We start from the raw sequence: 24520 nt of genomic DNA on the forward strand, positions 1-24520 counted from the left end.
CGTCCCACCGGCCGAAAGAGAGTCCGAGGCCCAGGATCGCTACCATGGGGGTCCGGAGCCTGACCGGGGGACCCGGAACGCGCACGAGGAGCCCTCTTGCCAGACGAGGCCCAGCCACTGACCGCCGCCAAGCCCGAGCCCGCCTCGGGCCCTGTGGCGACGCCCGCGGAGGACGCCGTCCGTGGGCCGGTCGAGCACGCCCAGTCCGCCCCGGACGACAAGGCGGCCGAGCAGCCGCGGCCCAAGCCCGCGCCTCCCGAGGCGGCGGAACGCCCCGCGAGCGCCCCGGTGGTCCGCCCGGCGACGCCCGCCGGCCAGCCCGCCCGCACCGGCGGTGGCTCCTCCAACCGGGTGCGCGCCCGCCTCGCCCGCCTCGGTGTGCAGCGCTCCAACCCGTACAACCCGGTCCTGGAACCGCTGCTGCGGATAGTGCGCGGCAACGACCCGAAGATCGAGACGGCCACGCTCCGCCAGGTCGAGAAGGCCTACCAGGTCGCCGAGCGCTGGCACCGCGGCCAGAAGCGCAAGAGCGGCGACCCGTACATCACGCACCCGCTCGCCGTCACCACGATCCTCGCCGAGCTCGGCATGGACCCTGCCACGCTGATGGCGGGCCTGCTGCACGACACCGTCGAGGACACCGAGTACGGCCTGGACACCCTCAAGCGGGACTTCGGCGACCAGGTCGCCCTCCTCGTCGACGGCGTCACCAAGCTCGACAAGGTCAAGTTCGGCGAGGCCGCGCAGGCCGAGACCGTGCGCAAGATGGTCGTCGCCATGGCCAAGGACCCCCGCGTCCTGGTCATCAAGCTCGCGGACCGCCTGCACAACATGCGCACCATGCGCTATCTCAAGCGCGAGAAGCAGGAGAAGAAGGCGCGCGAGACCCTGGAGATCTACGCGCCGCTCGCCCACCGGCTGGGCATGAACACCATCAAGTGGGAGCTGGAGGACCTCGCCTTCGCGATCCTCTACCCCAAGATGTACGACGAGATCGTGCGGCTGGTCGCCGAGCGCGCCCCCAAGCGCGACGAGTACCTCGCCATAGTGACCGACGAGGTCCAGTCCGACCTGCGCGCGGCCCGCATCAAGGCGACCGTCACCGGCCGCCCCAAGCACTACTACAGCGTCTACCAGAAGATGATCGTCCGCGGCCGTGACTTCGCGGAGATCTACGACCTGGTGGGCATCCGAGTCCTGGTCGACACCGTCCGCGACTGCTACGCGGCGCTCGGCACGGTGCACGCGCGGTGGAACCCGGTCCCCGGCCGGTTCAAGGACTACATCGCGATGCCCAAGTTCAACATGTACCAGTCGCTGCACACCACGGTGATCGGCCCCAACGGCAAGCCCGTCGAGCTGCAGATCCGCACCTTCGACATGCACCGCCGCGCCGAGTACGGCATCGCCGCGCACTGGAAGTACAAGCAGGAGCCGTCCGCCGGTGCCTCCAAGGTGCGCACCGACGCGCCCAAGGCCCTGGGCAGGGACAAGGACGGCGTCAACGACATGGCGTGGCTGCGCCAGTTGCTCGACTGGCAGAAGGAGACGGAGGATCCCAGTGAGTTCCTGGAGTCCCTCCGCTTCGACCTGTCCCGCAACGAGGTCTTCGTCTTCACGCCCAAGGGCGACGTGATAGCGCTTCCGGCGGGCGCGACCCCGGTGGACTTCGCGTACGCGGTCCACACGGAGGTCGGCCACCGCACGATAGGGGCACGCGTCAACGGACGCCTGGTCCCGCTCGAATCCACCCTGGACAACGGCGACCTGGTGGAGGTCTTCACCTCCAAGGCGGCCGGCGCGGGCCCCTCCCGCGACTGGCTGGGCTTCGTCAAGTCCCCGCGCGCCCGCAACAAGATCCGCGCCTGGTTCTCCAAGGAACGCCGCGACGAGGCGATCGAGCACGGCAAGGACGCCATCGCCCGCGCGATGCGCAAACAGAACCTGCCGATCCAGCGCATCCTCACCGGCGACTCCCTGGTCACGCTGGCCCACGAGATGCGCTACCCCGACATCTCGTCCCTGTACGCGGCGATCGGCGAGGGCCATGTCGCCGCGCAGAGCGTCGTACAGAAGCTCGTGCAGGCGCTCGGCGGCGAGGAGGCGGCCACCGAGGAGATCGACGAGAGCGTTCCGTCGCCCAGCGGCCGCGGCCGCAAGCGCCGGTCCAACGCCGACCCCGGTGTGGTCGTCAAGGGCGTCGACGACGTGTGGGTCAAGCTCGCCCGTTGCTGTACTCCCGTACCCGGCGACCCCATCATCGGCTTCGTCACCCGCGGCAGCGGCGTCTCCGTGCACCGCAACGACTGCGTCAACATCGAGTCGCTGTCCCGCGAACCCGAGCGGATCCTGGAGGTCGAGTGGGCGCCCACCCAGTCCTCGGTCTTCCTGGTCGCCATACAGGTCGAGGCGCTGGACCGCTCCCGGCTCCTCTCGGACGTCACGCGCGTCCTGTCGGACCAGCACGTCAACATCCTGTCCGCGGCCGTCCAGACGTCCCGCGACCGGGTGGCCACGTCCCGCTTCACCTTCGAGATGGGTGACCCGAAGCACCTGGGGCACGTTCTGAAGGCCGTCAGGGGCGTCGAGGGCGTCTACGACGTGTACCGCGTGACCTCGGCCCGCAGGCCGTAGCCGACCGGCACCACGTAGCCGTAGCCGACCGGTCGGCACCACGCAGAGGGGCTCCCGTACGCGACGTACGGGAGCCCCTCTGCGTAGCTGCGGGAAGACCCGGCCTCCAAGGCCCGGTCCTGCCGCGGTGCCTCAGCCGCCGAACTCCTGGAGGCCCTTCAGCGCCTGGTCGAGCAGTGCCTGACGGCCGTCGAGCTCCCGCTGGAGCTTGTCGGCCTTCGCGGTGTTGCCCGCGGAGCGAGCCGTCTCGATCTGGCCCTGGAGCTTGTCCACGGCGGCCTGGAGCTGACCGGTGAGACCCTCGGCACGCGCGCGTGCCTCCGGGTTCGTCCGGCGCCACTCGTTCTCCTCGGACTCCTGGAGCGCCCGCTCCACCGCGTGCATCCGGCCCTCGACCTTGGGACGGGAGTCACGCGGCACGTGGCCGATGGCCTCCCAGCGCTCGTTGAGGGAACGGAAGGCGGCGCGGGCCGTCTTCAGGTCCTGCACCGGGACGAGCTTCTCGGCCTCCTCGGCCAGCTCCTCCTTGAGCTTCAGGTTCTCCGTCTGCTCGGCGTCCCGCTCGGCGAAGACCGAGCTGCGGGCCGCGAAGAACACGTCCTGGGCGCCGCGGAAGCGGTTCCACAGATCGTCCTCGTGCTCCCGCTGGGCACGGCCCGCGGCCTTCCAGTCCGTCATCAGCTCGCGGTAGCGCGCCGCCGTCGGACCCCAGTCCGTCGAGGCGGACAGCCCCTCGGCCTCCGCGACCAGCTTCTCCTTGGCCTTACGGGCGTCCTCGCGCTGCGCGTCGAGCGAGGCGAAGTGCGCCTTGCGGCGCTTGGAGAACGCGGAGCGCGCGTGCGAGAAGCGGTGCCACAGCTCGTCGTCCGACTTACGGTCGAGCCGGGGCAGCCCCTTCCACGTGTCCACCAGGGCCCGCAGCCGCTCACCGGCCGCCCGCCACTGGTCGCTCTGCGCCAACTCCTCGGCCTCGACGACCAGCGCCTCCTTGGCGTGCCGCGCCTCGTCGGATTGCTTGGCCCGCTGGACCTTGCGCTCCTCACGGCGGGCGTCGACCGTCTCGACGAGCTTGTCCAGCCGCTGACTCAGCGCGGCCAGGTCACCGACCGCGTGATGCGCGTCCACCTGCTCACGCAGGTGGTCGACGGCGGCCTGGGCGTCCTTCGCCGACAGGTCGGTGGTCTTCACTCGCTTTTCGAGGAGGCCGATCTCGACAACCAGGCCTTCGTACTTGCGCTCGAAGTAGGCCAGCGCCTCATCAGGCGAACCGGCCTGCCAGGAGCCGACGACCTGCTCGCCGTCGGCCGTACGCACGTACACGGTCCCCGTCTCGTCGACGCGGCCCCACGGGTCGCTGCTCACAGCGCCTCCTCCACATGATGCCTGCGGGAGGCTTCAGCGCCCCCGGGCATCGTCCACAGTTTCGTCACGGCCAACATAGGCGACCGGCAGGGCGGCTGTCCGCATCCCGCGCGACCGAAATTTCGCAGCTGGCGCTCAGGATTTCGCCACGGTCATCTTGTTGATCACGACGGTCGCGTTGGGCGCTCCGTCACCCGCACCGGTGCTCTCACCGGCCGCCGCGATCTTCTTCAGGACCGCCATACCGGACTTGGAGATCGTCCCGAACGGTGTGTAGCTGGCCGGTAGCTGGCTGTCCTGGTAGACGAGGAAGAACTGGCTGCCGCCGGTGTGCGCCTGACCGGTGTTGGCCATGGCGATCGTGCCCGCCGGATAGATGCCGCCCGTAAGGGATTTGTCCTTCAGGTTCTCGTCCGGGATCGTGTAGCCGGGGCCGCCGGAGCCCGCGCCCGTCGGGTCGCCGCACTGGAGCACGTAGATGCCGTTGGTGGTGAGGCGGTGGCACTTCGTGTGGTCGAAGAACCCTTCGCCCGCGAGGAAGTTGAACGAGTTGACGGTGTGCGGCGCCTTCGCCGTGTTCAGCGCGATGTCTATCTCGCCGCAGGTCGTCGCCAACTTCATCGTGTAGTCCGCGGACTTGTCGATGGTGACCGCCGGTTCCTTCTTCCAGGTCAGCGTCTTGACCTTGCCGGCCGCGGCCTTCTCGCACGGGTCCGGCGCCGCGCTGGGCGCCGAGGCGCTCGGAGTCACCTCCGCGCTCGCGTTCGCCTTGCTGTCGTCGTCCTTGAACACGCCCGTCGCGTACGACACGATGCTGCCCACCACGATGACGCCGAGGACCGAGGCGATGATCGCGTTGCGTGCGTGTGTCTTGCGCCGAGCGGCCGTGCGCCGCTGCTGCTGTCGCAAGAACTTCTCCCGGGCGAGCTGACGCCGCCGCTGCTCCTGGGTGACCACCGGGTTTTCTCCTCATGCGTCTCGTACGTCAAGTGGGACGCGTGCGTCTTGTGAGCCGACCGCCTGCGTGTGCCCCGTACCGTATATGGGTTCGCTGAGGAAACGGCAGCGCCGGTAGGCTCTGAGCCACAGCCGCCCGCCCCGTACGACGCCGTATGACCTCGTACGCCACAAACGAAGGACGATCGTGCTCATTGCCGGGTTCCCCGCAGGGGCCTGGGGGACCAACTGTTATCTGGTCGCCCCCGGCGCGGGTGAGGAGTGCGTGATCATCGACCCGGGCCATCAGGCCGCCCAGGGAGTCGAGGAAGCGCTCAGCAAGCATCGGCTCAAGCCCGTCGCGGTCATCCTCACCCACGGCCACATCGACCACGTCGCCTCGGTCGTCCCGGTGTGCGGAGCGCATGACGTGCCCGCCTGGATCCACCCCGAGGACCGGTACATGATGAGCGACCCGGAGAAGGCGCTCGGCCGTTCCATCGGGATGCCGCTGATGGGCGAACTGACCGTGGGGGAGCCGGACGACGTCCACGAGCTCACCGACGGCGCACGGCTGGAACTGGCCGGACTGGAGCTGTCCGTCGCGCACGCGCCCGGCCATACGAAGGGGTCGGTGGCGTTCAGGCTGCCGGAGTCCACGGACATCCCGTCCGTGTTCTTCTCCGGGGACCTGCTCTTCGCCGGCTCCATCGGGCGCACCGACCTGCCGGGCGGCTCCCACGCCGAGATCCTCGACTCGCTGGCCCGTGTGTGCCTGCCGCTCGACGACTCGACCGTGGTGCTGTCCGGCCACGGCCCCCAGACGACCATCGGCCAGGAGCGCGCCACCAACCCGTATCTGCGGCAGGTGGCGGCAGGTGGCCAAGCACGCGGGGCGGACCCGACATCCGCTCCTCGACGAGGAATGTGACAAGAGACTTCGTGAGCACCTTCAAGGCCCCCAAGGGCACGTACGACCTGGTTCCCCCGGACAGCGCGAAGTACCTCGCGGTCCGCGAGGCGATCGCCGCCCCGCTCCGGAACTCCGGCTACGGCTACATCGAGACGCCCGGTTTCGAGAACGTCGAGCTGTTCGCGCGCGGGGTCGGTGAGTCCACCGACATCGTGACCAAGGAGATGTACGCCTTCGAGACCAAGGGCGGCGACAGGCTGGCGCTGCGCCCCGAGGGCACCGCGTCCGTGCTGCGCGCCGCGCTGGAGGCCAACCTGCACAAGGCGGGCAACCTCCCCGTCAAGCTCTGGTATTCGGGCTCCTACTACCGCTACGAGCGCCCCCAGAAGGGCCGTTACCGCCACTTCTCCCAGGTGGGCGCCGAGGCGATCGGAGCCGAGGACCCGGCCCTGGACGCCGAGCTGATCATCCTGGCGGACCAGGCGTACCGCTCGCTGGGGCTGCGCGACTTCCGCATCCTGCTGAACTCCCTCGGCGACAAGGAGTGCCGTCCCGTCTACCGGGCCGCGCTCCAGGACTTCCTGCGCGGGCTGAGCCTGGACGAGGAGACGCTGCGCCGCGCGGAGATCAACCCGCTGCGGGTCCTGGACGACAAACGCGACGACGTCCAGAAGCAGTTGGCCGGCGCCCCGCTGCTCCGTGACTACCTGTGCGACGCCTGCAAGGCGTACCACGAGGAGGTGCGCGAGCTGATCACGGCCGCCGGGGTCTCCTTCGAGGACGACCCGCGGCTCGTGCGCGGGCTCGACTACTACACCCGGACCACCTTCGAGTTCGTGCACGACGGCCTGGGCTCCCAGTCCGCGGTGGGCGGCGGCGGCCGTTACGACGGCCTTTCCGAGATGATCGGCGGCCCCGCGCTGCCGTCCGTCGGCTGGGCACTGGGCGTCGACCGTACGGTCCTCGCGCTGGAGGCCGAGGGCGTCTCCCTCGAACTCCCCGCGTCAACCAGCGTGTTCGCCGTCCCCCTCGGGGAGGAAGCCCGCCGGGTGCTCTTCGGCGTGGTCACCGAACTGCGCAGGGCGGGCGTCGCGGCGGACTTCTCCTACGGCGCGAAGGGGCTCAAGGGCGCGATGAAGAACGCGAACCGCTCGGGCGCCCGGTACACGATCGTCGCCGGTGAGCGGGATCTCGCCGAAGGCGTGGTGCAGCTCAAGGACATGGAGTCCGGCGACCAGGCCGCGGTGGCGGTCGACGGGATCGTGGCGGAGATCGCGGCGCGGCTGGGCTGAGCGGCCCCTCGGCGAGGCCCGCGGGCACGTCCTTCCTTATGCCGATCGAACGGTGGTCACGCGGGCGCGTGCGGCACAATGTCCGTGCCCGCTGGCCCCTTCGAAGCTACGGAAACGGCGTGATGAGCAAGACGACAGTCAAGGACGTCTCCACCGACCAGGACGACCGCACCGTCGCCCCGCCGCGCACGGTGGGCGGCAGCCGTGCGCTCGCCCTGCTGCTGGTGATCACGGGTGCGGCCGGTCTGCTCGCCGCGTGGGTCATCACGATCGACAAGTTCAAGCTGCTGGAGAACCCGGACTTCGTGCCCGGGTGCAGCCTGAACCCGGTCGTCTCCTGCGGCAACATCATGAAGAGCGACCAGGCCTCGGCCTTCGGGTTCCCCAACCCGATGCTGGGCCTGGCGGCGTACGCCATCGTGATCGGCGTCGGCATGAGCCTGCTCGCCCGCGCCACCTTCCCGCGCTGGTACTGGCTCACCTTCAACTTCGGCACGCTCTTCGGCGTCGGATTCTGCACCTGGCTGCAGTTCCAGTCGCTGTACCGCATCAACTCGCTCTGCCTGTGGTGCTGCCTGGCGTGGGTCGCGACGATCATCATGTTCTGGTACGTGACCTCGTCCAACATCCGCAACGGCTTCCTGCCCGCGCCGAACTGGCTGAAGAGCTTCTTCGGCGAGTTCACCTGGGTCCTGCCGGTGCTGCACATCGGCATCATCGGCATGCTGATCCTGACGCGCTGGTGGGACTTCTGGACCAGCTGACGGCGGCCCCTCCCGGGCGGGAGGGCGTTGTCAGTGGCGTGGCATAGGGTTTTGTCCGTGGAGCCCGACCTATTCACCGCAGCGGCGGAAGAACGCCAGGAGAAGGACCCGTCCAGCAGTCCCCTGGCGGTCCGGATGCGCCCGCGCGTCCTCGACGAGGTCGTCGGACAGCAGCATCTGCTGAAGCCGGGATCACCCCTGCGCAGACTGGTCGGGGAGAGCGGCGGGGGCCCCGCGGGACCCTCCTCGGTGATCCTCTGGGGCCCGCCGGGCACCGGCAAGACGACCCTCGCCTACGTGGTCTCCAAGGCCACCAACAAGCGCTTCGTCGAGCTCTCGGCGATCACCGCGGGCGTCAAGGAGGTCCGCGCGGTCATCGAGAGCGCGCGCCGTGCCACCGGCGGTTTCGGCAAGGAGACCGTCCTCTTCCTCGACGAGATCCACCGGTTCAGCAAGGCCCAGCAGGACTCCCTCCTCCCGGCCGTCGAGAACCGCTGGGTGACGCTGATCGCGGCCACCACCGAGAACCCGTACTTCTCGGTGATCTCCCCCCTGCTCTCCCGCTCCCTCCTCCTCACCCTCGAACCGCTCAGCGACGACGACCTGCGCGGCCTCCTCAAGCGCGCCCTCTCCGACGAGCGCGGACTCAAGGACGCCGTCACCCTCCCCGAGGACTCCGCCGAGCACCTGCTGCGGATCGCCGGCGGTGACGCCCGCCGCGCCCTGACCGCCCTGGAGGCCGCCGCCGGAGCCGCGCTGGACAAGGGCGAGCCGGAGATCACCCTCCAGACCCTGGAGGAGACCGTCGACCGGGCGGCCGTGAAGTACGACCGCGACGGCGACCAGCACTACGACGTGGCGAGCGCGCTCATCAAGTCCATCCGCGGCTCGGACGTGGACGCCGCCCTGCACTACCTGGCCCGGATGATCGAGGCCGGCGAGGACCCCCGCTTCATCGCCCGCCGCCTGATGATCTCCGCCAGCGAGGACATCGGCCTGGCCGATCCGAACGCGCTGCCGATAGCCGTCGCGGCCGCCCAGGCCGTCGCGATGATCGGCTTCCCCGAGGCCGCGCTCACCCTCAGCCACGCCACCATCGCCCTCGCCCTGGCCCCGAAGTCCAACGCCGCCACCACGGCCATCGGCGCGGCCATGGAGGACGTACGCAAGGGACACGCGGGCCCCGTCCCCATGCACCTGCGCGACGGGCACTACAAGGGCGCGGCCAAGCTCGGGCACGCCCAGGGCTACGTGTACCCGCACGACCTGCCCGAGGGCATCGCCCCCCAGCAGTACGCCCCCGAGGAGCTCAAGGACCGGGAGTACTACACCCCGACCCGCCACGGCGCCGAGGCGCGGTACGCGGACGCGGTGGAGTGGACCAGGCAGCACCTCGGTCGAGGGCGGTCCTGACCACCCTGTAGAATCCTCGAAGCGCTGCGTCCCGTGTCCGGCTCCGGTCGGCACCACCAGAACGGGACATCCAGCCGGAGCCCCCGCCTCCACGGGGGGATTCCAGGAGCGTCGCGCACCGTCGAAGGTGTCGCGGGCAGCCCACCACCCTCCCGGTTCCGGGAAAAGGTCGGTGGGCCACTCGCGTGCTGCACGTATGTGCCCAGTCCAGGGAGCGGCTGCCCAGCGGGTCCGTCAGGGTCCGAGGGGTTTCCCAGGCTGCGGATGCGACCTCCCTTAACTCTGGTGAGCCGAAACCCAGGAAAGAGAAGAAGTGGCGAATCAGTCCCGCCCCAAGGTCAAGAAGTCGCGTGCCCTCGGCATCGCGCTGACCCCGAAGGCCGTCAAGTACTTCGAGGCCCGCCCCTACCCGCCGGGCGAGCACGGCCGTGGCCGTAAGCAGAACTCGGACTACAAGGTCCGTCTGCTCGAGAAGCAGCGTCTGCGCGCGCAGTACGACGTGTCCGAGCGCCAGCTCGTCCGCGCCTACGAGCGTGCCTCCAAGGTCCAGGGCAAGACCGGCGAGGCCCTGATCATCGAGCTCGAGCGCCGTCTCGACGCGCTGGTCCTGCGTTCGGGCATCGCCCGCACGATCTACCAGGCCCGCCAGATGGTCGTCCACGGCCACATCGAGGTCAACGGCGGCAAGGTCGACAAGCCGTCGTTCCGCGTCAAGCCCGACGACGTCGTCATGGTCCGCGAGCGCAGCCGCAGCAAGACGCTGTTCGAGGTCTCCCGCGCCGGTGGGTTCGCCCCCGACGGCGAGACCCCGCGCTACCTCCAGGTGAACCTCGGCGCCCTGGCGTTCCGCCTGGACCGCGAGCCGAACCGCAAGGAGATCCCGGTGATCTGCGACGAGCAGCTCGTCGTCGAGTACTACGCCCGCTGATCGCTTTCCGGCGGACGTAGCACCACCTGCGTGTCAGCCCGTCGTCTCGCCGCCCTTCGAGGTGGGCGAGACGGCGGGCTTCCGCATGCCGGGGGGCAGCCCGCGCGGCGCCGGAACCGCGGTGAGCGGCCTGGCACCGGGCCGTCCCAGCGCCCGCGCCACCGCCGCCTCGTTCCCCAGCCCCGCCCCCTGCCGTACGCACTCCTCGTACCGCTCGTCGCCCAGCCGCTCCCGGGCGCTCGCCTCGCACCGCTCGTGCGGCGCGTTGTAGTACGCCGAGCCGAACAGGGGCAGGCCCACCGAAGGCCACATCCGGGAAGCGGCGCCCTGCAGCAGGGCCGCCTCCGCCGGATCGCCCTCCTCCGCGGTGACCAGCGCGAGCAGCTCGATCGCGAGGACCGTGCCGAGCAGATCGTTGAAGGCATGGCCGATGCCGATGCCCTCCTCCAGGAGCCGCCGGGCCCGTGCCTGATCGCCCTCGGCCTGGGCCCCGTACGCCAGGACGTACAACGCGTACGCCAGCGCCCAGCGCTCCCCGTGGTCCTCGCACACCTGGCGGACGTCCTCGCACAGCTTCACCGCGTCCGGCAGGGCCCCCTGGAACGCCAGTGCCATCGCCAGTTCGACCTGGCCCATCAGTACGTTGCTGTTGAGCTCGCCGATCGCGTGGTAGCGGTCCAGCGCCGAGCGGAGCAGGGTCTCGGCGCGGGGCATGTCGTCGGTGAGCAGGGCCAGGCAGCCGGTGCGGTGCTCGGCGTAGGCCATCGCCGTGGGGTTGCCGGTGCGGTCGGCCTCCTCGAGGCACTCCTGGAGCGCGGTCAGGGCGGGCACCATGTCGCCCTGGAGGACCGCCACATAGCCCAGCACCCACAGCGCCTTGAGCCGCGACTGGTCACGGTCGCTGTCGAGTTCGACGCCGCGCTGGAGCCAGTGCCGCCCCTCCGACAGCCGGCCGCAGCCGACCCAGTAGAACCACAGGCTGCCCGCGAGGTACTGGCCCAGATGCGCCTCGCCCGGCTCGGTCAGACAGTGCTCCAACGCGCGGCGCAGGTTGGGCAGTTCCGTCTCGACGCGTGCGGCGACCTCGCGCTGCCGGGGCGAGAACCAGTCCAGCTCGCACCAGGTGGCCAGCCCCATGTACCAGTCGCGGTGCCGGCGGCGCAGCCGTGGCGCGTCGCCCGTCGCCGCCAGCCAGTCGGCGCCGTACGCCCCGACGGTGTCCAGCATCCGGTAGCGCACGCCCGCCGCGGTCTCCTCGCGGGACAGCACGGACTGGGCGAGCAACTCGCCCAGCACGTCGAGGACGTCGTCGGTGTGCAGCCCGTCGCCGCTGCACACGTACTCGGCGGCCTCCAGGTCGAACTGCCCGGCGAAGACCGACAGGCGCGACCACAGCAGCCGCTCCGCGGGAGTGCACAGCTCGTGGCTCCAGCCGATCGCCGTACGCAGGGTCTGATGCCGGGCCGGCGCGTCCCGCCCGCCGCCCGTCAGCAGCCGGAAACGGTCCTCCAGCCGGGCCAGCAACTGCGCGGGGGACAGGGCGCTCAGCCGCCCCGCCGCCAGCTCGACGGCGAGCGGGATCCCGTCCAGCCGCCGGCACAACTCCCGTACGTCCGACCGGTTCCGGTCGTCCAGCGCGAACCCCGGCACCCGGGCGCCCGCCCGGTCCGCGAACAGCTCCACCGCCTCGCGCTCGGACAGCGGAGCCAGCGGGAACAGCCGCTCACCCTCCACGTCCAGGGGCCGGCGTCCCGCGGCCAGCACCCGCAGCCCCGGAGCGCACCGCAGCAGCTCGCCCACCAGCGGCGCGCACACGTCCACCAGGTGCTCGAACCCGTCCAGCAGCAACAGGAGCCGACGCTCCGCGAGAGCGTCGAGCAGGATCCGGCGGGGCGGCTTCGACGTGTGGTCCGTCAGACCGAGGGCTTCCACGACCGCGTGCTCGACGAGTTCCGGCTCACGCACCACCGACAGGTCGACCCGCCAGGCCCCGTCGCGTACGTCGGTCCGCGCCGCCGCCCGTGCCGCGAACCGCGACTTGCCGACCCCTCCCATGCCCGTCACCGTCACCAGCCGCGCCGTCCCCAGCACCTGGGCGAGTCGCGCGAGTTCGGCCGAGCGGCCCACGAACGCGTTGAGTTCCAGGGGCAGATTGCCGAGCGGTGAACGGTCGGAGCGCTGAAAGCCTCGCATGGGACACGGAGCGTACTGACCTGTGTGCGGTCCGTACAATCGCATCGCCGGACACTGGTGCCGGGCGGGCCTAATGCGGTACAGAGCGGCGGCCCCGGCGCGATAGGCTCGGGAAACGACTTTTCGATGCTCAGGCACGTATCAGGGAGCGGGTGCGCACAGTGTCCGGTGGAGAGGTGGCCGGGATCCTGGTGGCCGTCTTCTGGGCGATTCTGGTCTCCTTCCTCGCCGTCGCGCTGGCGAGGCTGGCCCAGACGCTCAAGGCGACCACCAAGCTCGTGGCGGACGTGACCGACCAGGCCGTCCCGCTGCTGGCGGACGCCTCCTCGGCGGTGCGCTCCGCACAGACCCAGATCGACCGTGTCGACGCCATCGCGTCCGACGTCCAGGAGGTCACGTCGAACGCGTCGGCGCTGTCCACCACGGTCGCCTCCACGTTCGGCGGCCCCCTGGTCAAGGTCGCGGCCTTCGGCTACGGCGTGCGCCGGGCCATCGGAGGCCGGCGTGAGAACGAGAGCCCCAAGGCGTCCCGACGTACCGTGATCGTGGGTCGCACCGTCCCGTCGGCGCGACGGGGAAAGCGGAAGAAGGACTGACGCAGCGATGTTCCGCCGTACGTTCTGGTTCACCGCGGGCGCAGCCGCCGGCGTATGGGCCACCACCAAAGTCAACCGCAAGATCCGCCAGCTGACCCCCGAGAGCCTCGCGGCGCAGGCCGCGAACAAGGCGATCGACGCGGGACACCGGCTCAAGGACTTCGCACTCGACGTCCGCGACGGCATGCTCCAGCGGCAGGCCGAACTCGACGAGGTGCTCGGACTGAACGCGCCCGTCGACAAGGAACTGCCGGGCTCGCGCCGCCGCGCCGCGATCGAGAACCGCAACAACCCGAACTACAGCAAGGACCCGACGTACGTCGAGAGGTCGACGTACTCGTACAACCGGAATGAGGACCACTGATGGAGTCGGCCGAGATTCGTCGCCGCTGGTTGAGCTTCTACGAGGAGCGCGGTCACACCGTCGTTCCTTCGGCGTCGCTCATCGCGGACGACCCGACTCTCCTCCTGGTCCCGGCCGGCATGGTCCCCTTCAAGCCGTACTTCCTCGGTGAGGTCAAGCCGCCGTGGCCGCGCGCCACCAGCGTGCAGAAGTGCGTCCGCACACCCGACATCGAAGAGGTCGGCAAGACCACCCGGCACGGCACCTTCTTCCAGATGTGCGGCAACTTCTCCTTCGGCGACTACTTCAAGGAAGGGGCCATCACCTACGCCTGGGAGCTGCTCACCTCCCCCCAGGACAAGGGTGGTTACGGGCTCGACCCGGAGCGCCTGTGGATCACGGTCTACCTGGACGACGACGAGGCCGAGCAGATCTGGCGCGAGAAGATCGGCGTCCCCGCCGAGCGCATCCAGCGCCTCGGCAAGAAGGACAACTACTGGTCCATGGGCGTCCCCGGGCCCTGCGGTCCGTGTTCCGAGATCAACTACGACCGTGGCCCCGAGTTCGGCGTCGAGGGCGGCCCGGCCGTCAACGACGAGCGGTACGTGGAGATCTGGAACCTGGTCTTCATGCAGTACGAGCGCGGCGAGGGCACCTCGAAGGACGACTTCGAGATCCTCGGCGAGCTGCCCAGCAAGAACATCGACACCGGCCTCGGTCTCGAACGCCTCGCCATGATCCTGCAGGGCGTGCAGAACCTGTACGAGATCGACACCTCGATGGCCGTCATCAGGAAGGCCACCGAGCTGACCGGCGTCGAGTACGGCGTGGCCCCGGACTCCGACGTCTCGCTGCGCGTGGTCACCGACCACATGCGCACCTCCGTCATGCTCATCGGCGACGGCGTGAGCCCCGGCAACGAGGGCCGCGGCTATGTGCTGCGCCGCATCATGCGCCGCGCCATCCGCAACATGCGGCTGCTCGGGGCCACCGGCCCGGTCGTTCAGGACCTCGTCGACGTCGTGATCGAGATGATGGGCCAGCAGTACCCGGAGCTGGTCTCCGACCGCAAGCGCATCGAGACGGTGGCCCTCGCCGAGGAGGCCGCCTTCGTCAAGACGCTCAGGGCCGGCACGAACATCCTCGACACCGCTGTCTCGGAGACCAAGGCCGCCGGTGGCAAGGTGCTGGCCGGCGACAAGGCCTTCCTGCTCCACGACACCTGGGGCTTCCCGATCGACCTCACCCTCGAAATGGCCGCCGAACAGGGCATTTCCGTGGACGAGGACGGCTTCCGCCGCTTGATGAAGGAGCAGCGGGACAAGGCCAAGGCCGACGCCCGGTCCAAGAAGACCGGCCATGCCGATCTGGGTGCCTACCGCCAGATCGCGGACGCCGCCGGTGAGACCGACTTCATCGGGTACGACCGCACCGAGGGCGAGTCGACGATCGTCGGCATCCTGGTCGACAGCGTCTCGTCCCCCGCCGCCACCGAGGGCGACGAGGTCGAGATCGTCCTGGACCGCACCCCCTTCTACGCCGAGGGCGGCGGCCAGATCGGCGACACCGGCCGCATCAGGCTCGACACCGGTGCCGTCGTCGAGGTCCGCGACTGCCAGAAGCCGGTCCCCGGCGTCTACGTCCACAAGGGCGTGGTCCAGGTCGGCGAGGTCACCGTCGGCGCCAAGGCCCAGGCCTCCATCGACGTCCGCCGCCGTACGTCGATCGCCCGCGCCCACTCGGCCACCCACCTCACGCACCAGGCGCTGCGCGACGCCCTCGGCCCGACGGCCGCCCAGGCCGGTTCCGAGAACCAGCCCGGCCGGTTCCGCTTCGACTTCGGCTCCCCGTCCGCCGTGCCGCACACCGTCATGACCGACGTGGAGCAGCAGATCAACGAGGTGCTCGCCCGCGACCTGGACGTGCACGCCGAGATCCTGAGCCTCGACGAGGCCAAGAAGCAGGGCGCCATCGCCGAGTTCGGCGAGAAGTACGGCGAGCGGGTCCGCGTCGTCACCATCGGCGACTTCTCCAAGGAACTGTGCGGCGGCACCCACGTGCACAACACCGCCCAGCTCGGCCTGGTCAAGCTGCTGGGCGAGTCGTCCATCGGTTCCGGAGTGCGCCGCATCGAGGCCCTGGTCGGCGTCGACGCGTACAACTTCCTCGCCCGTGAGCACACGGTCGTCGCCCAGCTCCAGGAGCTGGTCAAGGGCCGCCCCGAGGAGCTTCCGGAGAAGATCTCCGCCATGCTCGGCAAGCTGAAGGACGCCGAGAAGGAGATCGAGAAGTTCCGCGCGGAGAAGGTGCTCCAGGCCGCCGGCGGTCTCGTCGACGCCGCCAAGGACGTGCACGGCGTCGCCCTCGTCACCGGGCAGGTCCCGGACGGCACCGGCGCCGACGACCTGCGCAAGCTGGTCCTCGACGTACGCGGTCGCATCCAGGGCGGACGGGCCGCCGTGGTCGCCCTGTTCACCACCGCCAACGGCAAGCCGCTCACGGTCATCGCCACCAACGAGGCCGCCCGTGAGCGCGGTCTCAAGGCCGGTGAACTGGTCCGTACGGCCGCCAAGACCCTCGGCGGCGGCGGTGGCGGCAAGCCGGACGTCGCTCAGGGCGGCGGCCAGAACCCGGCCGCCATCGGCGAGGCCGTCGACGCGGTCGAGCGGCTCGTCGCCGAGACGGCCAAGTAGGGCCTGTGGACATGCGCAGAGGACGTCGTCTCGCGATCGACGTCGGGGACGCCCGTATCGGGGTCGCCTCGTGCGACCCCGACGGCATCCTCGCGACGCCGGTCGAGACGGTCCCCGGGCGCGATGTCCCCGCGGCGCAGCGCCGGCTGAGGCAGTTGGTCGAGGAGTACGAACCGATCGAGGTGATCGTCGGTCTCCCTCGCTCCCTCAAGGGGGGCGAGGGACCGGCCGCGGTGAAGGTCAGGGCCTTCGCCCGGGACCTCGCCCGGGGCATCGCTCCCGTGGGGGTCCGGCTCGTGGACGAGCGCATGACCACGGTGACTGCCAGTCAGGGACTGCGCGCCTCGGGCGTGAAGTCCAAGAAGGGCAGAGCGGTCATCGACCAGGCCGCCGCTGTGATCATCCTTCAGCAGGCCCTGGAGTCCGAACGGGTGTCGGGTAAATCTCCGGGCGAGGGCGTCGAAGTGGTCATCTGATCGCGATACGGTAACGTTCCGCGCGATGCGAAGGTGTTCGAACAGCCACCGCACAGCAGAAGAGACGGAACGGAGGCGGTGCCGCGAGCACCGCGTGCCCGCCGCCTCGCGGCTCTAGGGGATCAATGACTGAGTATGGCCGGGGCCCAGGCTCCGAACCGTGGCATCCGGAGGACCCGTTGTACGGGGACAACGGATGGGGAGGACAGGCCGAAGACGGCCAGTCCCCCTACGGCGGCCAGCCGCAGCAGTATCCGCAGCAGCCGCACCAGCAGCAGTACGGCGAGTGGGCCAACGGCCAGCAGGGTGGCTACGGCCAGGAGCAGCAGTATCACGGTCAGGGCCAGCAGCAGTACACCGGCCAGGAGCAGCAGCAGTACGTCGACCCGGCGCAGCAGCAGTACGGGGGTCAGGGCCAGCAGCAGTACGCCGATCCCGGACAGCAGCAGTATCAGGGTCAGCAGCAGTACGGCGGTCAAGGTCAGCAGCAGTACGCCGATCCGGGGCAGCAGCAGTACACCGGCCAGGGCCAGCAGCAGTACGACAACAGCGGCTGGGGCTCCGGGGCGCACCAGCAGGTCCCCTACGCCGCCGATCCGGCCGACCCGTACGGAGGCCAGCCCGTCGCCTACGGCGGTCAGCAGCCCGACCAGTACGGCACCCCCGACGCCTATCCGCCCCCCGAGCCGCCGGCCCGTCGCCGTGCCGAGCCCGAGCCGGAGCCCGACTGGGACCCAGGGCCGGACCAGGGCGAGCATGCCTTCTTCGCGGGCGGCGGTGACGACGACGACCTCGACGACGACGATCCCAGGGCACGCGGCGGACGCGGTGACCGCAAAGGGCGCGACGGCAAGGGCAAGAAGCGCCGCAGCGGGTGTGCCTGTCTGGTGGTCGTACTGGTCTTCGGAGGCGGGCTCGGCGGAGTCGGGTATTTCGGGTACCAGTTCTACCAAAATCGTTTCGGCTCGGCGCCCGACTTCGCGGGGGAGGGTACGGGCGAAAGCGTGAACGTGACCATTCCCAAGGGCTCGGGCGGTTATGCGATCGGGCAGGCGCTGAAGGAAGCCGGTGTGGTCAAGAGCGTCGACGCGTTCGTGGCCGCGCAGTCGCAGAACTCCAAGGGCAATTCCATTCAGGCGGGTGTCTACACGCTGAAGAAGGAAATGTCGGCCGAGAGCGCCGTCGCGTTGATGCTCAACGCCGAGAGCCGCAACAACCTGATCATCGCCGAAGGAAAGCGCAACGCCGAGATCTACGCGATGGTCGACGACCGCCTCGAAGTCAAGTCGGGCACGACCGAGGGAGTCGCCGACAAGGAATGGAAGAGTTTCGGCCTTCCGGACTGGGCGAACACCGAGGACGACATCAAGGACCCGCTGGAAGGATTCCTCTACCCCTCCAGCTATCCGGTCTCCAAGGGCATGAAGCCCGCCGACGTCCTGAAGCAGATGGTCGACCTGGCCAAGGAGAAGTACGCCGAATTCGGCCTGGAGTCGAAGGCCGAGAGCCTGAACCTGAAGGACCCGTTGCAGCTCCTCACGGTGGCGAGCCTCGTCCAGAAGGAAGGCAAGTACAAGCACGACTTCGAAAAGGTCGCGACGGTCGTCTACAACCGCCTGAAGCCGGACAACACCGAGACCTACGGTCTGCTCGACTTCGACTCGACGGTGAACTACCTCAAGGGCGAGTCCAAGCTGGCGACCGGTTCGGTCGACGACCTGCGGAAGATCGACGACCCCTACAACACGTACAAGATCAAGGGCCTGCCTCCCGGCCCGATCAGCAATCCCGGTGACGAGGCGATCGAGGCCGCGCTCAAGCCCGCCAAGGGAAACTGGTACTACTTCGTCTCGGTCAGCGCGGACAAGACGCTCTTCGCGGAGACGAACGAGGAGCAGAACGCCAACCGTGAGAAGTACCTCGAAGAACTGAAGGAGCAATGAGCGGTACCGACAGCCCGCGCCGGGCCGCCGTACTGGGTTCCCCGATCGCCCACTCCCTCTCCCCGGTGCTGCACCGCGCCGCGTACGAGGAACTGGGTCTCGACGACTGGTCGTACGACCGGTTCGACGTCGACGAGCAGGCGCTGCCGGGCTTCTTCGGGAACCTCGGGCCACAGTGGGCGGGTCTTTCGCTGACCATGCCCCTCAAGCGCGCCGTGATCCCGCTGCTCGACGAGATCAGCGAGACGGCGGGCGCGGTGGAGGCGGTCAACACCGTCGTGTGCACCGAGGACGGCCGCCGCGTCGGCGACAACACCGACATCCCCGGAATGGTCGCCGCCCTGCGTGAACGGGGCATCGAGCAGGTCGAATCCGCCGCGATCCTCGGTGCCGGCGCGACCGCCTCCTCGGCGCTCGCCGCGCTGGCCCGGATCTGCACGGGCGAGGTCGTCGCCTACGTCCGCAGCGCCGATCGCGCCGCCGAGATGCGGCGCTGGGGCGGGCGCCTGGGCGTCGACGTACGCGTCGCGGACTGGGCCGAGACCGACCGGGCGCTGCGCGCGCCGCTGGTGATCGCCACCACCCCCGCGGGCGCCACGGACGCCCTGGCAGCCGCCGTCCCCGAGCGGCCGGCCGCCCTGTTCGACGTGCTGTACGACCCGTGGCCCACCGAGCTCGCGGCGCGCTGGTCGGCGTACGGCGGTGCCGTGGTCGGCGGGCTCGACCTGCTGGTGCACCAGGCGGTGCTCCAGGTCGAGCAGATGACCGGCCGTTCTCCCGCGCCGCTCGGCGCCATGCGCAAGGCCGGCGAACAGGCCCTGGCCGCTCACTGACCGTCCCCGCGCACGTCCGCCTGATGGACCGGTGGGCGGTTCTCATACGTGGACGTGGGAGGATCGGAGGCGGCGGGCCAGGGCCGCGCACCCGGTCGCGCCGTACGCGAGGACGCGCGTACGCAGCAGCAGTACCAGGGCGCGAGCATGAGGAGCACCGTTGAGCAGGTTGCGCTGGCTGACCGCGGGGGAGTCGCACGGTCCCGCACTGGTGGCGACGCTGGAGGGACTTCCCGCCGGTGTGCCGATCACCACGGACATGGTGGCGGACCATCTGGCCCGGCGGCGGCTCGGTTATGGGCGCGGTGCCCGGATGAAGTTCGAGCGCGACGAGGTCACCTTCCTGGGCGGCGTGCGCCACGGGCTCACCCTCGGCTCACCGGTGGCCGTCATGGTCGGCAACACCGAGTGGCCCAAGTGGGAGCAGGTGATGGCGGCCGATCCGGTGGACCCGGCGATCCTCGCCGACGTGGCCCGCAACGCCCCGCTGACCCGGCCCAGGCCCGGTCACGCCGATCTCGCCGGTATGCAGAAGTACGGCTTCGACGAGGCGCGGCCGATCCTGGAGCGCGCGAGCGCGCGGGAGACCGCGGCGCGGGTGGCGCTTGGTGCGGTGGCGCGTTCGTACCTGAAGGAGACGGCCGGGATCGAGGTCGTCTCGCACGTCGTCGAACTGGCGGCGGCGAAGGCCCCCTACGGCGTCTACCCCAAGCCCTCCGACGTCGAGCGGCTGGACGCGGATCCGGTGCGCTGCCTGGACGCCGACGCGTCGAAGGCGATGGTCGCGGAGATCGACCAGGCCCACAAGGACGGCGACACGCTCGGCGGTGTGGTCGAGGTGCTGGCGTACGGGGTTCCGGTCGGGCTCGGTTCGCATGTGCACTGGGACCGGCGGCTGGACGCCAGGCTGGCGGCGGCGCTGATGGGGATCCAGGCGATCAAGGGTGTCGAGGTCGGTGACGGGTTCGACCTGGCGCGGGTTCCGGGGTCGCAGGCGCATGACGAGATCGTGCACACCGAGGACGGGATCCGGCGTACGTCGGGGCGTTCGGGCGGCACCGAGGGCGGTCTGACCACGGGTGAGCTGCTGCGGGTGCGGGCGGCGATGAAGCCGATCGCGACCGTGCCGAAGGCGCTGGCGACCATCGACGTCGCCACCGGCGAGGCCGCCAAGGCGCACCACCAGCGTTCGGACGTGTGCGCGGTGCCGGCCGCCGGGATCGTCGCGGAGGCGATGGTGGCGCTGGTGCTGGCGGACGCGGTCGCGGAGAAGTTCGGCGGGGACAGCGTCCCCGAGACGCGTCGCAACGTGCGCTCCTACCTCGAGAACCTGGTCGTCCGGTGACCGGTCCGCGGATCGTCCTCGTCGGACCGATGGGAGTGGGCAAGTCCACGGTGGGCGCCCTGGTCGCCGAACGGCTCGGCTGTGCCTGGCGCGACACCGACGAGGACATCGTGGGTGAGCAGGGCCGCAGCATCGCCGACATCTTCGTCGACGAGGGCGAGCCCGCCTTCCGCGCTATCGAGAAGCAGGCCGTGTCGCGGGCACTGGCCGAGCACGAGGGTGTTCTGGCGCTGGGCGGAGGCGCGATCCTGGACGAGGAGACGCGCGCCCTGCTGGCCGGGCACCAGGTCGTGTTCCTCTCGATGGACGTCGATGAGGCGGTCAAGCGCACCGGCCTGAACACGGCGAGGCCGCTGCTGGCCGTCAACCCGCGCCGGCAGTGGCGCGACCTGATGGAGGCCCGCCGCCATCTCTACACCGAAGTCGCCCGTGCGGTCGTGGCCACCGACGACCGCACCCCCGAAGAGGTCGCCCAAGCGGTCCTCGACGCACTGGAGTTGAAGGAAGCATGAGCGAGGCAGTGACCCGTATCCAGGTCGGCGGAACCGCGGGCACCGACCCCTACGAGGTCCTGGTCGGCCGTCAACTCCTCGGTGAGCTCGGCGGGTTGATCGGCGACGGCGCCAAGCGGGTCGCGGTCATCCACCCCGAGGCGCTCGCCGGCACCGGGGAGGCGCTCTGCGCCGACCTGGGTGAGCAGGGCTACGAGGCCGTCGCCATCCAGGTACCGAACGCGGAGGAGGCCAAGACCGCCGAGGTCGCCGCGTACTGCTGGAAGGCCCTTGGCCAGTCCGGCTTCACCCGCAGCGACGTCATCGTGGGCGTGGGCGGCGGTGCCACCACCGACCTCGCCGGATTCGTCGCGGCGACCTGGCTGCGCGGGGTGCGCTGGATCGTCGTACCGACCACCGTGCTGGCCATGGTGGACGCGGCGGTGGGCGGCAAGACCGGCATCAACACCGCGGAGGGCAAGAACCTCGTCGGCGCCTTCCACCCGCCGGCCGGCGTGCTCTGCGACCTGGCCGCGCTGGACTCCCTGCCGGTCAACGACTTCGTGTCCGGGCTCGCGGAGGTCATCAAGGCCGGCTTCATCGCCGACCCGGTGATCCTGGAGCTCATCGAGGAGGACCCCCAGGCGGCCCGTACGCCGGCCGGTCCGCACACGGCCGAGCTGATCGAGCGGTCCATCAAGGTCAAGGCCGAGGTCGTCTCCGGCGACCTCAAGGAGTCCGGGCTGCGCGAGATCCTCAACTACGGGCACACCCTCGGGCACGCGATCGAGAAGAACGAGCGGTACAAGTGGCGGCACGGCGCGGCCGTCTCCGTCGGCATGCACTTCGCCGCCGAACTCGGGCGGCTCGCCGGCCGGCTGGACGACGTCACGGCCGACCGCCACCGCACGATCCTGGAGTCCGTCGGCCTTCCACTGCGCTACCGCTACGACCAGTGGCCCAAGCTGGTGGAGAACATGAAGATCGACAAGAAGTCACGCGGCAACCTGCTGCGTTTCATCGTCCTGGACGGGCTCGCCAAGCCCACCGTCCTGGAGGGACCCGACCCTGCCGTCCTCCTCGCCGCGTACGGCGAAGTGGGGGAGTAGCCGCGAATCGGCGGTCCCGGCGACGCGACACGAGAACGTAACGTCCAACGGGCCCGCACTTGAACCGGTTTGCCCCCGGCGGACGGGCACTTCGCACCTTCCCCGGCCGTTCACACAACGGCGGCCGGGGAAGGTACCGTTCGGTGGCGAGCGGGCCTAGGGCCTCGCTCGCCAGCGCCAATTGCCTGTACGAGACGGAGTGGCACCGGATGCAGCACGCAGTGGGGGCTCCGCTGCCGCCGCCCCACCAGCCGGGGCAGGGACCGGCCGTCGGCTGGTCACCGGCCGGACCGCGGCCCGGACACCCGGGCCCCGTCCCCCCGCCACCGCACGCCCCGGGGTTCACCGGGCCGCCCCCGGGCCACGCGGCGCCCCACGCGCACGTCCCGCAGCACACACCCCCGCAGCACGCCCCCGTGCCGCCCACGCCGGACACCACCGGCCATGTGCAGCTGCCCCCGGGCGGACCGGTCGCCATGCCCAGCGCGCCGCCCACCGCGGGCCAGGCGGACCCCACGTCCATCACGCTCGCCGTGCTGCTCATCGGCCCCGCGGGCGCGGGGAAGACCAGCGTCGCCAAGTACTGGGCGGCCCACCGCCGGGTGCCCACCGCCCACATCAGCCTCGACGACGTACGCGAATGGGTGCGCTCGGGGTTCGCCGACCCGCAGTCCGGGTGGAACGACCACTCCGAGGCGCAGTACCGCCTGGCCCGCCGCACCTGCGGATTCGCCGCGCGGAACTTCCTGGCCAACGGCATCTCCTGCATCCTCGACGACGCCGTCTTCCCGGACCGCCCCGTCGTCGGCCTCGGCGGCTGGAAGCGGCACGTCGGGCCCGGCCTGCTGCCCGTCGTCCTGCTGCCGGGCCTGGAGATAGTCCTGGAGCGCAACGCCGAGCGCTCCGGGAACCGCCGCCTCACGGACGAGGAAGTCGCCCGCATCCACGGCCGGATGGCCGGGTGGTACGGCTCCGGGCTCCCCATCATCGACAACTCGCAGCTCGACGTGCCGACCACCGCCCGCGTCCTGGACGACGTGCTCGCACGGTCGATCGCCAGCCCGCCCCAGTGGTAGTCCCGCCGGGCCCGCCGCCCGTCCAGCCCCTCTGAACCGGCGCCATCGTCCCGCCGCTCGTACGCTCGGTCTATGTCAGAGGTGTACGCGGCCCGCCGAGAGCGGCTCCGGGAGCGCTGTACGGCGGGCGGCAGTGCCACGGCACTCGTCACCCGCCCGGCCAACGTGAGGTATCTCGCAGGCGCTGCCCCGCGCGGCGCCGTCCTCCTGCTCGGCAGGGGGGAGGATCTGCTGTTCTGCGGCGGCCGGCCGACCGGCGACGAGGAGGGCCGCCCCGACCAGGCGCTGCGGGTGCAGGCGCTGCCGGGCCCCGGCGGTGACCCGGCCGTCGCCGCGGCCGACGTGGCCCTCGCCCAGGGCGCCGAGTCCCTCGCGGTCGAGGAGCACCACCTGACCATGGCCCGGCACCGCGCCATCGGCTCGGTCGCGCCGCGGCTGCGCCTGGCGGACCTGGGCGGCGCGGTGGAGCAGCTGCGGGTCGTCAAGGACGAGGAGGAGATCTCCTGTCTGCGGATCGGCGCCGAGATCGCCGACCAGGCGCTGGGCGAACTCCTCGAATCGATCCTGGTGGGCCGCACCGAACGCCATCTCGCGCTGGAACTGGAACGGCGGCTCGTCGACCACGGCGCCGACGGACCGGCCTTCGCGACCTCGGTCGGCACCGGCCCGAACTCCGGGCGCCGTGGCCACCGGCCCACCGACCGGCGGGTGGAGGAAGGCGATTTCCTCTCCGTCTGCCTCGGCGCCGCCTACCGCGGCTACCGCTGCGAGATCGGCCGAACGTTCGTCATCGGGACCTCTCCCGCCGACTGGCAGATCGAGCTGTACGACCTCGTCTTCGCCGCCCAGCGGGCCGGACGCGAGGCGCTGACACCGGGCGCCGCCTACCGTGACGTGGACCGCGCGGCCCGTCAGGTACTGGACTCCGCGGGGTACACGGAAGGCCTTCCTCCGCTGACCGGGCACGGTGTGGGGCTCGAAATCGACGAGGAGCCGCAGCTCGCCCCCGCGGCCATGGGTAAACTGGACGCTTGCGTGCCGGTCACCGTCGAACCGGGGGTCCACCTCCCGGGCCGGGGCGGTGTCCGGATCGATGACACGCTCGTCGTACGCCCCGAGGCGGACGGCGGACCCGAGCTACTCACCATTACGACCAAGGAACTGCTCGCGCTCTAGCCTT

General features: G+C 70.4%; 20 protein-coding genes. 17 read left to right on the top strand and 3 right to left on the bottom strand.

Features of this window, described 5'->3' with window-relative positions:
* Positions 1–96 precede the first annotated feature (96 nt).
* The gene (locus ACIP79_RS35265) at positions 97–2634 is read left to right on the top strand and encodes a RelA/SpoT family protein (protein WP_401230149.1); all 2538 of its coding nucleotides are present in this window, start codon (positions 97–99) and stop codon (positions 2632–2634) included.
* Positions 2635–2766: 132 nt separating this feature from the next.
* On the opposite strand, the gene ACIP79_RS35270 is transcribed toward ACIP79_RS35265, so the two are convergent.
* Together ACIP79_RS35270 and ACIP79_RS35275 are read right to left on the bottom strand one after the other, a co-directional pair.
* Entirely contained in the window at positions 2767–3996 is a 1230-nt protein-coding gene (locus ACIP79_RS35270) for a DUF349 domain-containing protein (RefSeq protein ID WP_387186820.1), read from the bottom strand.
* A 135-nt stretch (positions 3997–4131) separates the two neighbouring features.
* Positions 4132–4953: a peptidylprolyl isomerase gene (locus ACIP79_RS35275; RefSeq protein WP_401230153.1), complete on the bottom strand. Its 822-nt coding sequence runs from the start codon at positions 4951–4953 to the stop codon at positions 4132–4134.
* Positions 4954–5140: 187 nt separating this feature from the next.
* Here ACIP79_RS35275 and ACIP79_RS35280 point away from each other — a divergent pair, with 187 nt between their 5' ends.
* The 5 genes from ACIP79_RS35280 (at position 5141) to rpsD (ending at position 10242) form a co-directional block, all read left to right on the top strand.
* A complete protein-coding gene (locus ACIP79_RS35280; protein ID WP_383682517.1) occupies positions 5141–5863 on the top strand; it encodes an MBL fold metallo-hydrolase in 723 nt (240 codons plus the stop codon).
* 11 nt (positions 5864–5874) lie between these two features.
* Complete coding sequence (gene hisS / locus ACIP79_RS35285; RefSeq protein WP_387186818.1) at positions 5875–7137, top strand: histidine--tRNA ligase; 1263 nt, start codon at positions 5875–5877, stop codon at positions 7135–7137.
* A gap of 122 nt (positions 7138–7259) precedes the next feature.
* Positions 7260–7901 carry a vitamin K epoxide reductase family protein gene (locus ACIP79_RS35290; RefSeq protein ID WP_401230158.1) on the top strand — a complete coding sequence of 214 codons (642 nt, stop codon included), beginning with the start codon at positions 7260–7262 and terminating at the stop codon, positions 7899–7901.
* Positions 7902–7958: 57 nt separating this feature from the next.
* Positions 7959–9314: a replication-associated recombination protein A gene (locus tag ACIP79_RS35295; RefSeq protein ID WP_401230161.1), complete on the top strand. Its 1356-nt coding sequence runs from the start codon at positions 7959–7961 to the stop codon at positions 9312–9314.
* 313 nt (positions 9315–9627) lie between these two features.
* On the top strand, positions 9628–10242 hold the full coding sequence (rpsD, locus tag ACIP79_RS35300; RefSeq protein WP_043683972.1) for a 30S ribosomal protein S4: 615 nt from the start codon (positions 9628–9630) through the stop codon (positions 10240–10242).
* Between the two features lie 33 nt (positions 10243–10275).
* Here rpsD and ACIP79_RS35305 read toward each other — a convergent pair whose 3' ends face one another.
* The gene (locus ACIP79_RS35305; protein WP_401230164.1) at positions 10276–12435 is read right to left on the bottom strand and encodes an ATP-binding protein; all 2160 of its coding nucleotides are present in this window, start codon (positions 12433–12435) and stop codon (positions 10276–10278) included.
* 152 nt (positions 12436–12587) lie between these two features.
* Between ACIP79_RS35305 and ACIP79_RS35310 the strand changes: the two genes are divergently transcribed.
* The 11 genes from ACIP79_RS35310 (at position 12588) to ACIP79_RS35360 (ending at position 24516) form a co-directional block, all read left to right on the top strand.
* Positions 12588–13031, top strand: coding sequence for a DUF948 domain-containing protein (locus ACIP79_RS35310; RefSeq protein WP_383688449.1), 444 nt, complete (start codon positions 12588–12590; stop codon positions 13029–13031).
* A gap of 7 nt (positions 13032–13038) precedes the next feature.
* The gene (locus ACIP79_RS35315) at positions 13039–13395 is read left to right on the top strand and encodes a DUF6167 family protein (protein ID WP_401230168.1); all 357 of its coding nucleotides are present in this window, start codon (positions 13039–13041) and stop codon (positions 13393–13395) included.
* The gene (gene alaS / locus ACIP79_RS35320) at positions 13395–16067 is read left to right on the top strand and encodes an alanine--tRNA ligase (protein WP_401230171.1); all 2673 of its coding nucleotides are present in this window, start codon (positions 13395–13397) and stop codon (positions 16065–16067) included. The genes ACIP79_RS35315 and alaS overlap by 1 nt, the downstream gene beginning before the upstream one ends.
* 11 nt (positions 16068–16078) lie before the next feature.
* Positions 16079–16543 (top strand): Holliday junction resolvase RuvX, encoded by a 465-nt coding sequence (ruvX, locus tag ACIP79_RS35325; protein ID WP_401230173.1) that lies wholly within the window; start codon positions 16079–16081, stop codon positions 16541–16543.
* A gap of 125 nt (positions 16544–16668) precedes the next feature.
* Positions 16669–18486, top strand: a complete 1818-nt coding sequence (gene mltG / locus ACIP79_RS35330) for an endolytic transglycosylase MltG (RefSeq protein ID WP_401230176.1) — start codon at positions 16669–16671, stop codon at positions 18484–18486.
* Positions 18483–19319 (top strand): shikimate dehydrogenase, encoded by an 837-nt coding sequence (locus ACIP79_RS35335; RefSeq protein WP_401230177.1) that lies wholly within the window; start codon positions 18483–18485, stop codon positions 19317–19319. The genes mltG and ACIP79_RS35335 overlap by 4 nt, the downstream gene beginning before the upstream one ends.
* A gap of 160 nt (positions 19320–19479) precedes the next feature.
* Entirely contained in the window at positions 19480–20664 is a 1185-nt protein-coding gene (aroC, locus tag ACIP79_RS35340; RefSeq protein WP_383686849.1) for a chorismate synthase, read from the top strand.
* Between the two features lie 29 nt (positions 20665–20693).
* A complete protein-coding gene (locus ACIP79_RS35345; RefSeq protein ID WP_401230422.1) occupies positions 20694–21176 on the top strand; it encodes a shikimate kinase in 483 nt (160 codons plus the stop codon).
* Complete coding sequence (aroB, locus tag ACIP79_RS35350) at positions 21173–22264, top strand: 3-dehydroquinate synthase (protein ID WP_401230181.1); 1092 nt, start codon at positions 21173–21175, stop codon at positions 22262–22264. Before ACIP79_RS35345 ends, aroB begins: the two co-directional genes overlap by 4 nt.
* A gap of 209 nt (positions 22265–22473) precedes the next feature.
* Positions 22474–23340 carry a Pro-rich N-terminal domain-containing protein gene (locus ACIP79_RS35355; protein WP_401230183.1) on the top strand — a complete coding sequence of 289 codons (867 nt, stop codon included), beginning with the start codon at positions 22474–22476 and terminating at the stop codon, positions 23338–23340.
* 72 nt (positions 23341–23412) lie between these two features.
* Complete coding sequence (locus ACIP79_RS35360; protein WP_401230186.1) at positions 23413–24516, top strand: M24 family metallopeptidase; 1104 nt, start codon at positions 23413–23415, stop codon at positions 24514–24516.
* The last annotated feature ends 4 nt before the right edge of the window (positions 24517–24520 follow it).

Origin of the sequence: Streptomyces sp. NPDC088747, assembly GCF_044751025.1 — a bacterium.
GTDB lineage: Bacteria > Actinomycetota > Actinomycetes > Streptomycetales > Streptomycetaceae > Streptomyces.

Excerpts from the sequence above, each read along its gene's own strand:
- ACIP79_RS35290 (WP_401230158.1), top strand. The coding sequence starts at position 7,260 with ATGAGCAAGACGACAGTCAAGGACGTCTCCACCGACCAGGACGACCGC.
- alaS (WP_401230171.1), top strand. The coding sequence starts at position 13,395 with ATGGAGTCGGCCGAGATTCGTCGCCGCTGGTTGAGCTTCTACGAGGAG.
- ACIP79_RS35345 (WP_401230422.1), top strand. The coding sequence starts at position 20,694 with ATGGGAGTGGGCAAGTCCACGGTGGGCGCCCTGGTCGCCGAACGGCTC.
- ACIP79_RS35335 (WP_401230177.1), top strand. The coding sequence starts at position 18,483 with ATGAGCGGTACCGACAGCCCGCGCCGGGCCGCCGTACTGGGTTCCCCG.
- aroB (WP_401230181.1), top strand. The coding sequence starts at position 21,173 with ATGAGCGAGGCAGTGACCCGTATCCAGGTCGGCGGAACCGCGGGCACC.
- ACIP79_RS35355 (WP_401230183.1), top strand. The coding sequence starts at position 22,474 with ATGCAGCACGCAGTGGGGGCTCCGCTGCCGCCGCCCCACCAGCCGGGG.
- ACIP79_RS35315 (WP_401230168.1), top strand. The coding sequence starts at position 13,039 with ATGTTCCGCCGTACGTTCTGGTTCACCGCGGGCGCAGCCGCCGGCGTA.
- ACIP79_RS35305 (WP_401230164.1), bottom strand. The coding sequence starts at position 12,435 with ATGCGAGGCTTTCAGCGCTCCGACCGTTCACCGCTCGGCAATCTGCCC.
- mltG (WP_401230176.1), top strand. The coding sequence starts at position 16,669 with ATGACTGAGTATGGCCGGGGCCCAGGCTCCGAACCGTGGCATCCGGAG.
- ruvX (WP_401230173.1), top strand. The coding sequence starts at position 16,079 with ATGCGCAGAGGACGTCGTCTCGCGATCGACGTCGGGGACGCCCGTATC.
- ACIP79_RS35360 (WP_401230186.1), top strand. The coding sequence starts at position 23,413 with ATGTCAGAGGTGTACGCGGCCCGCCGAGAGCGGCTCCGGGAGCGCTGT.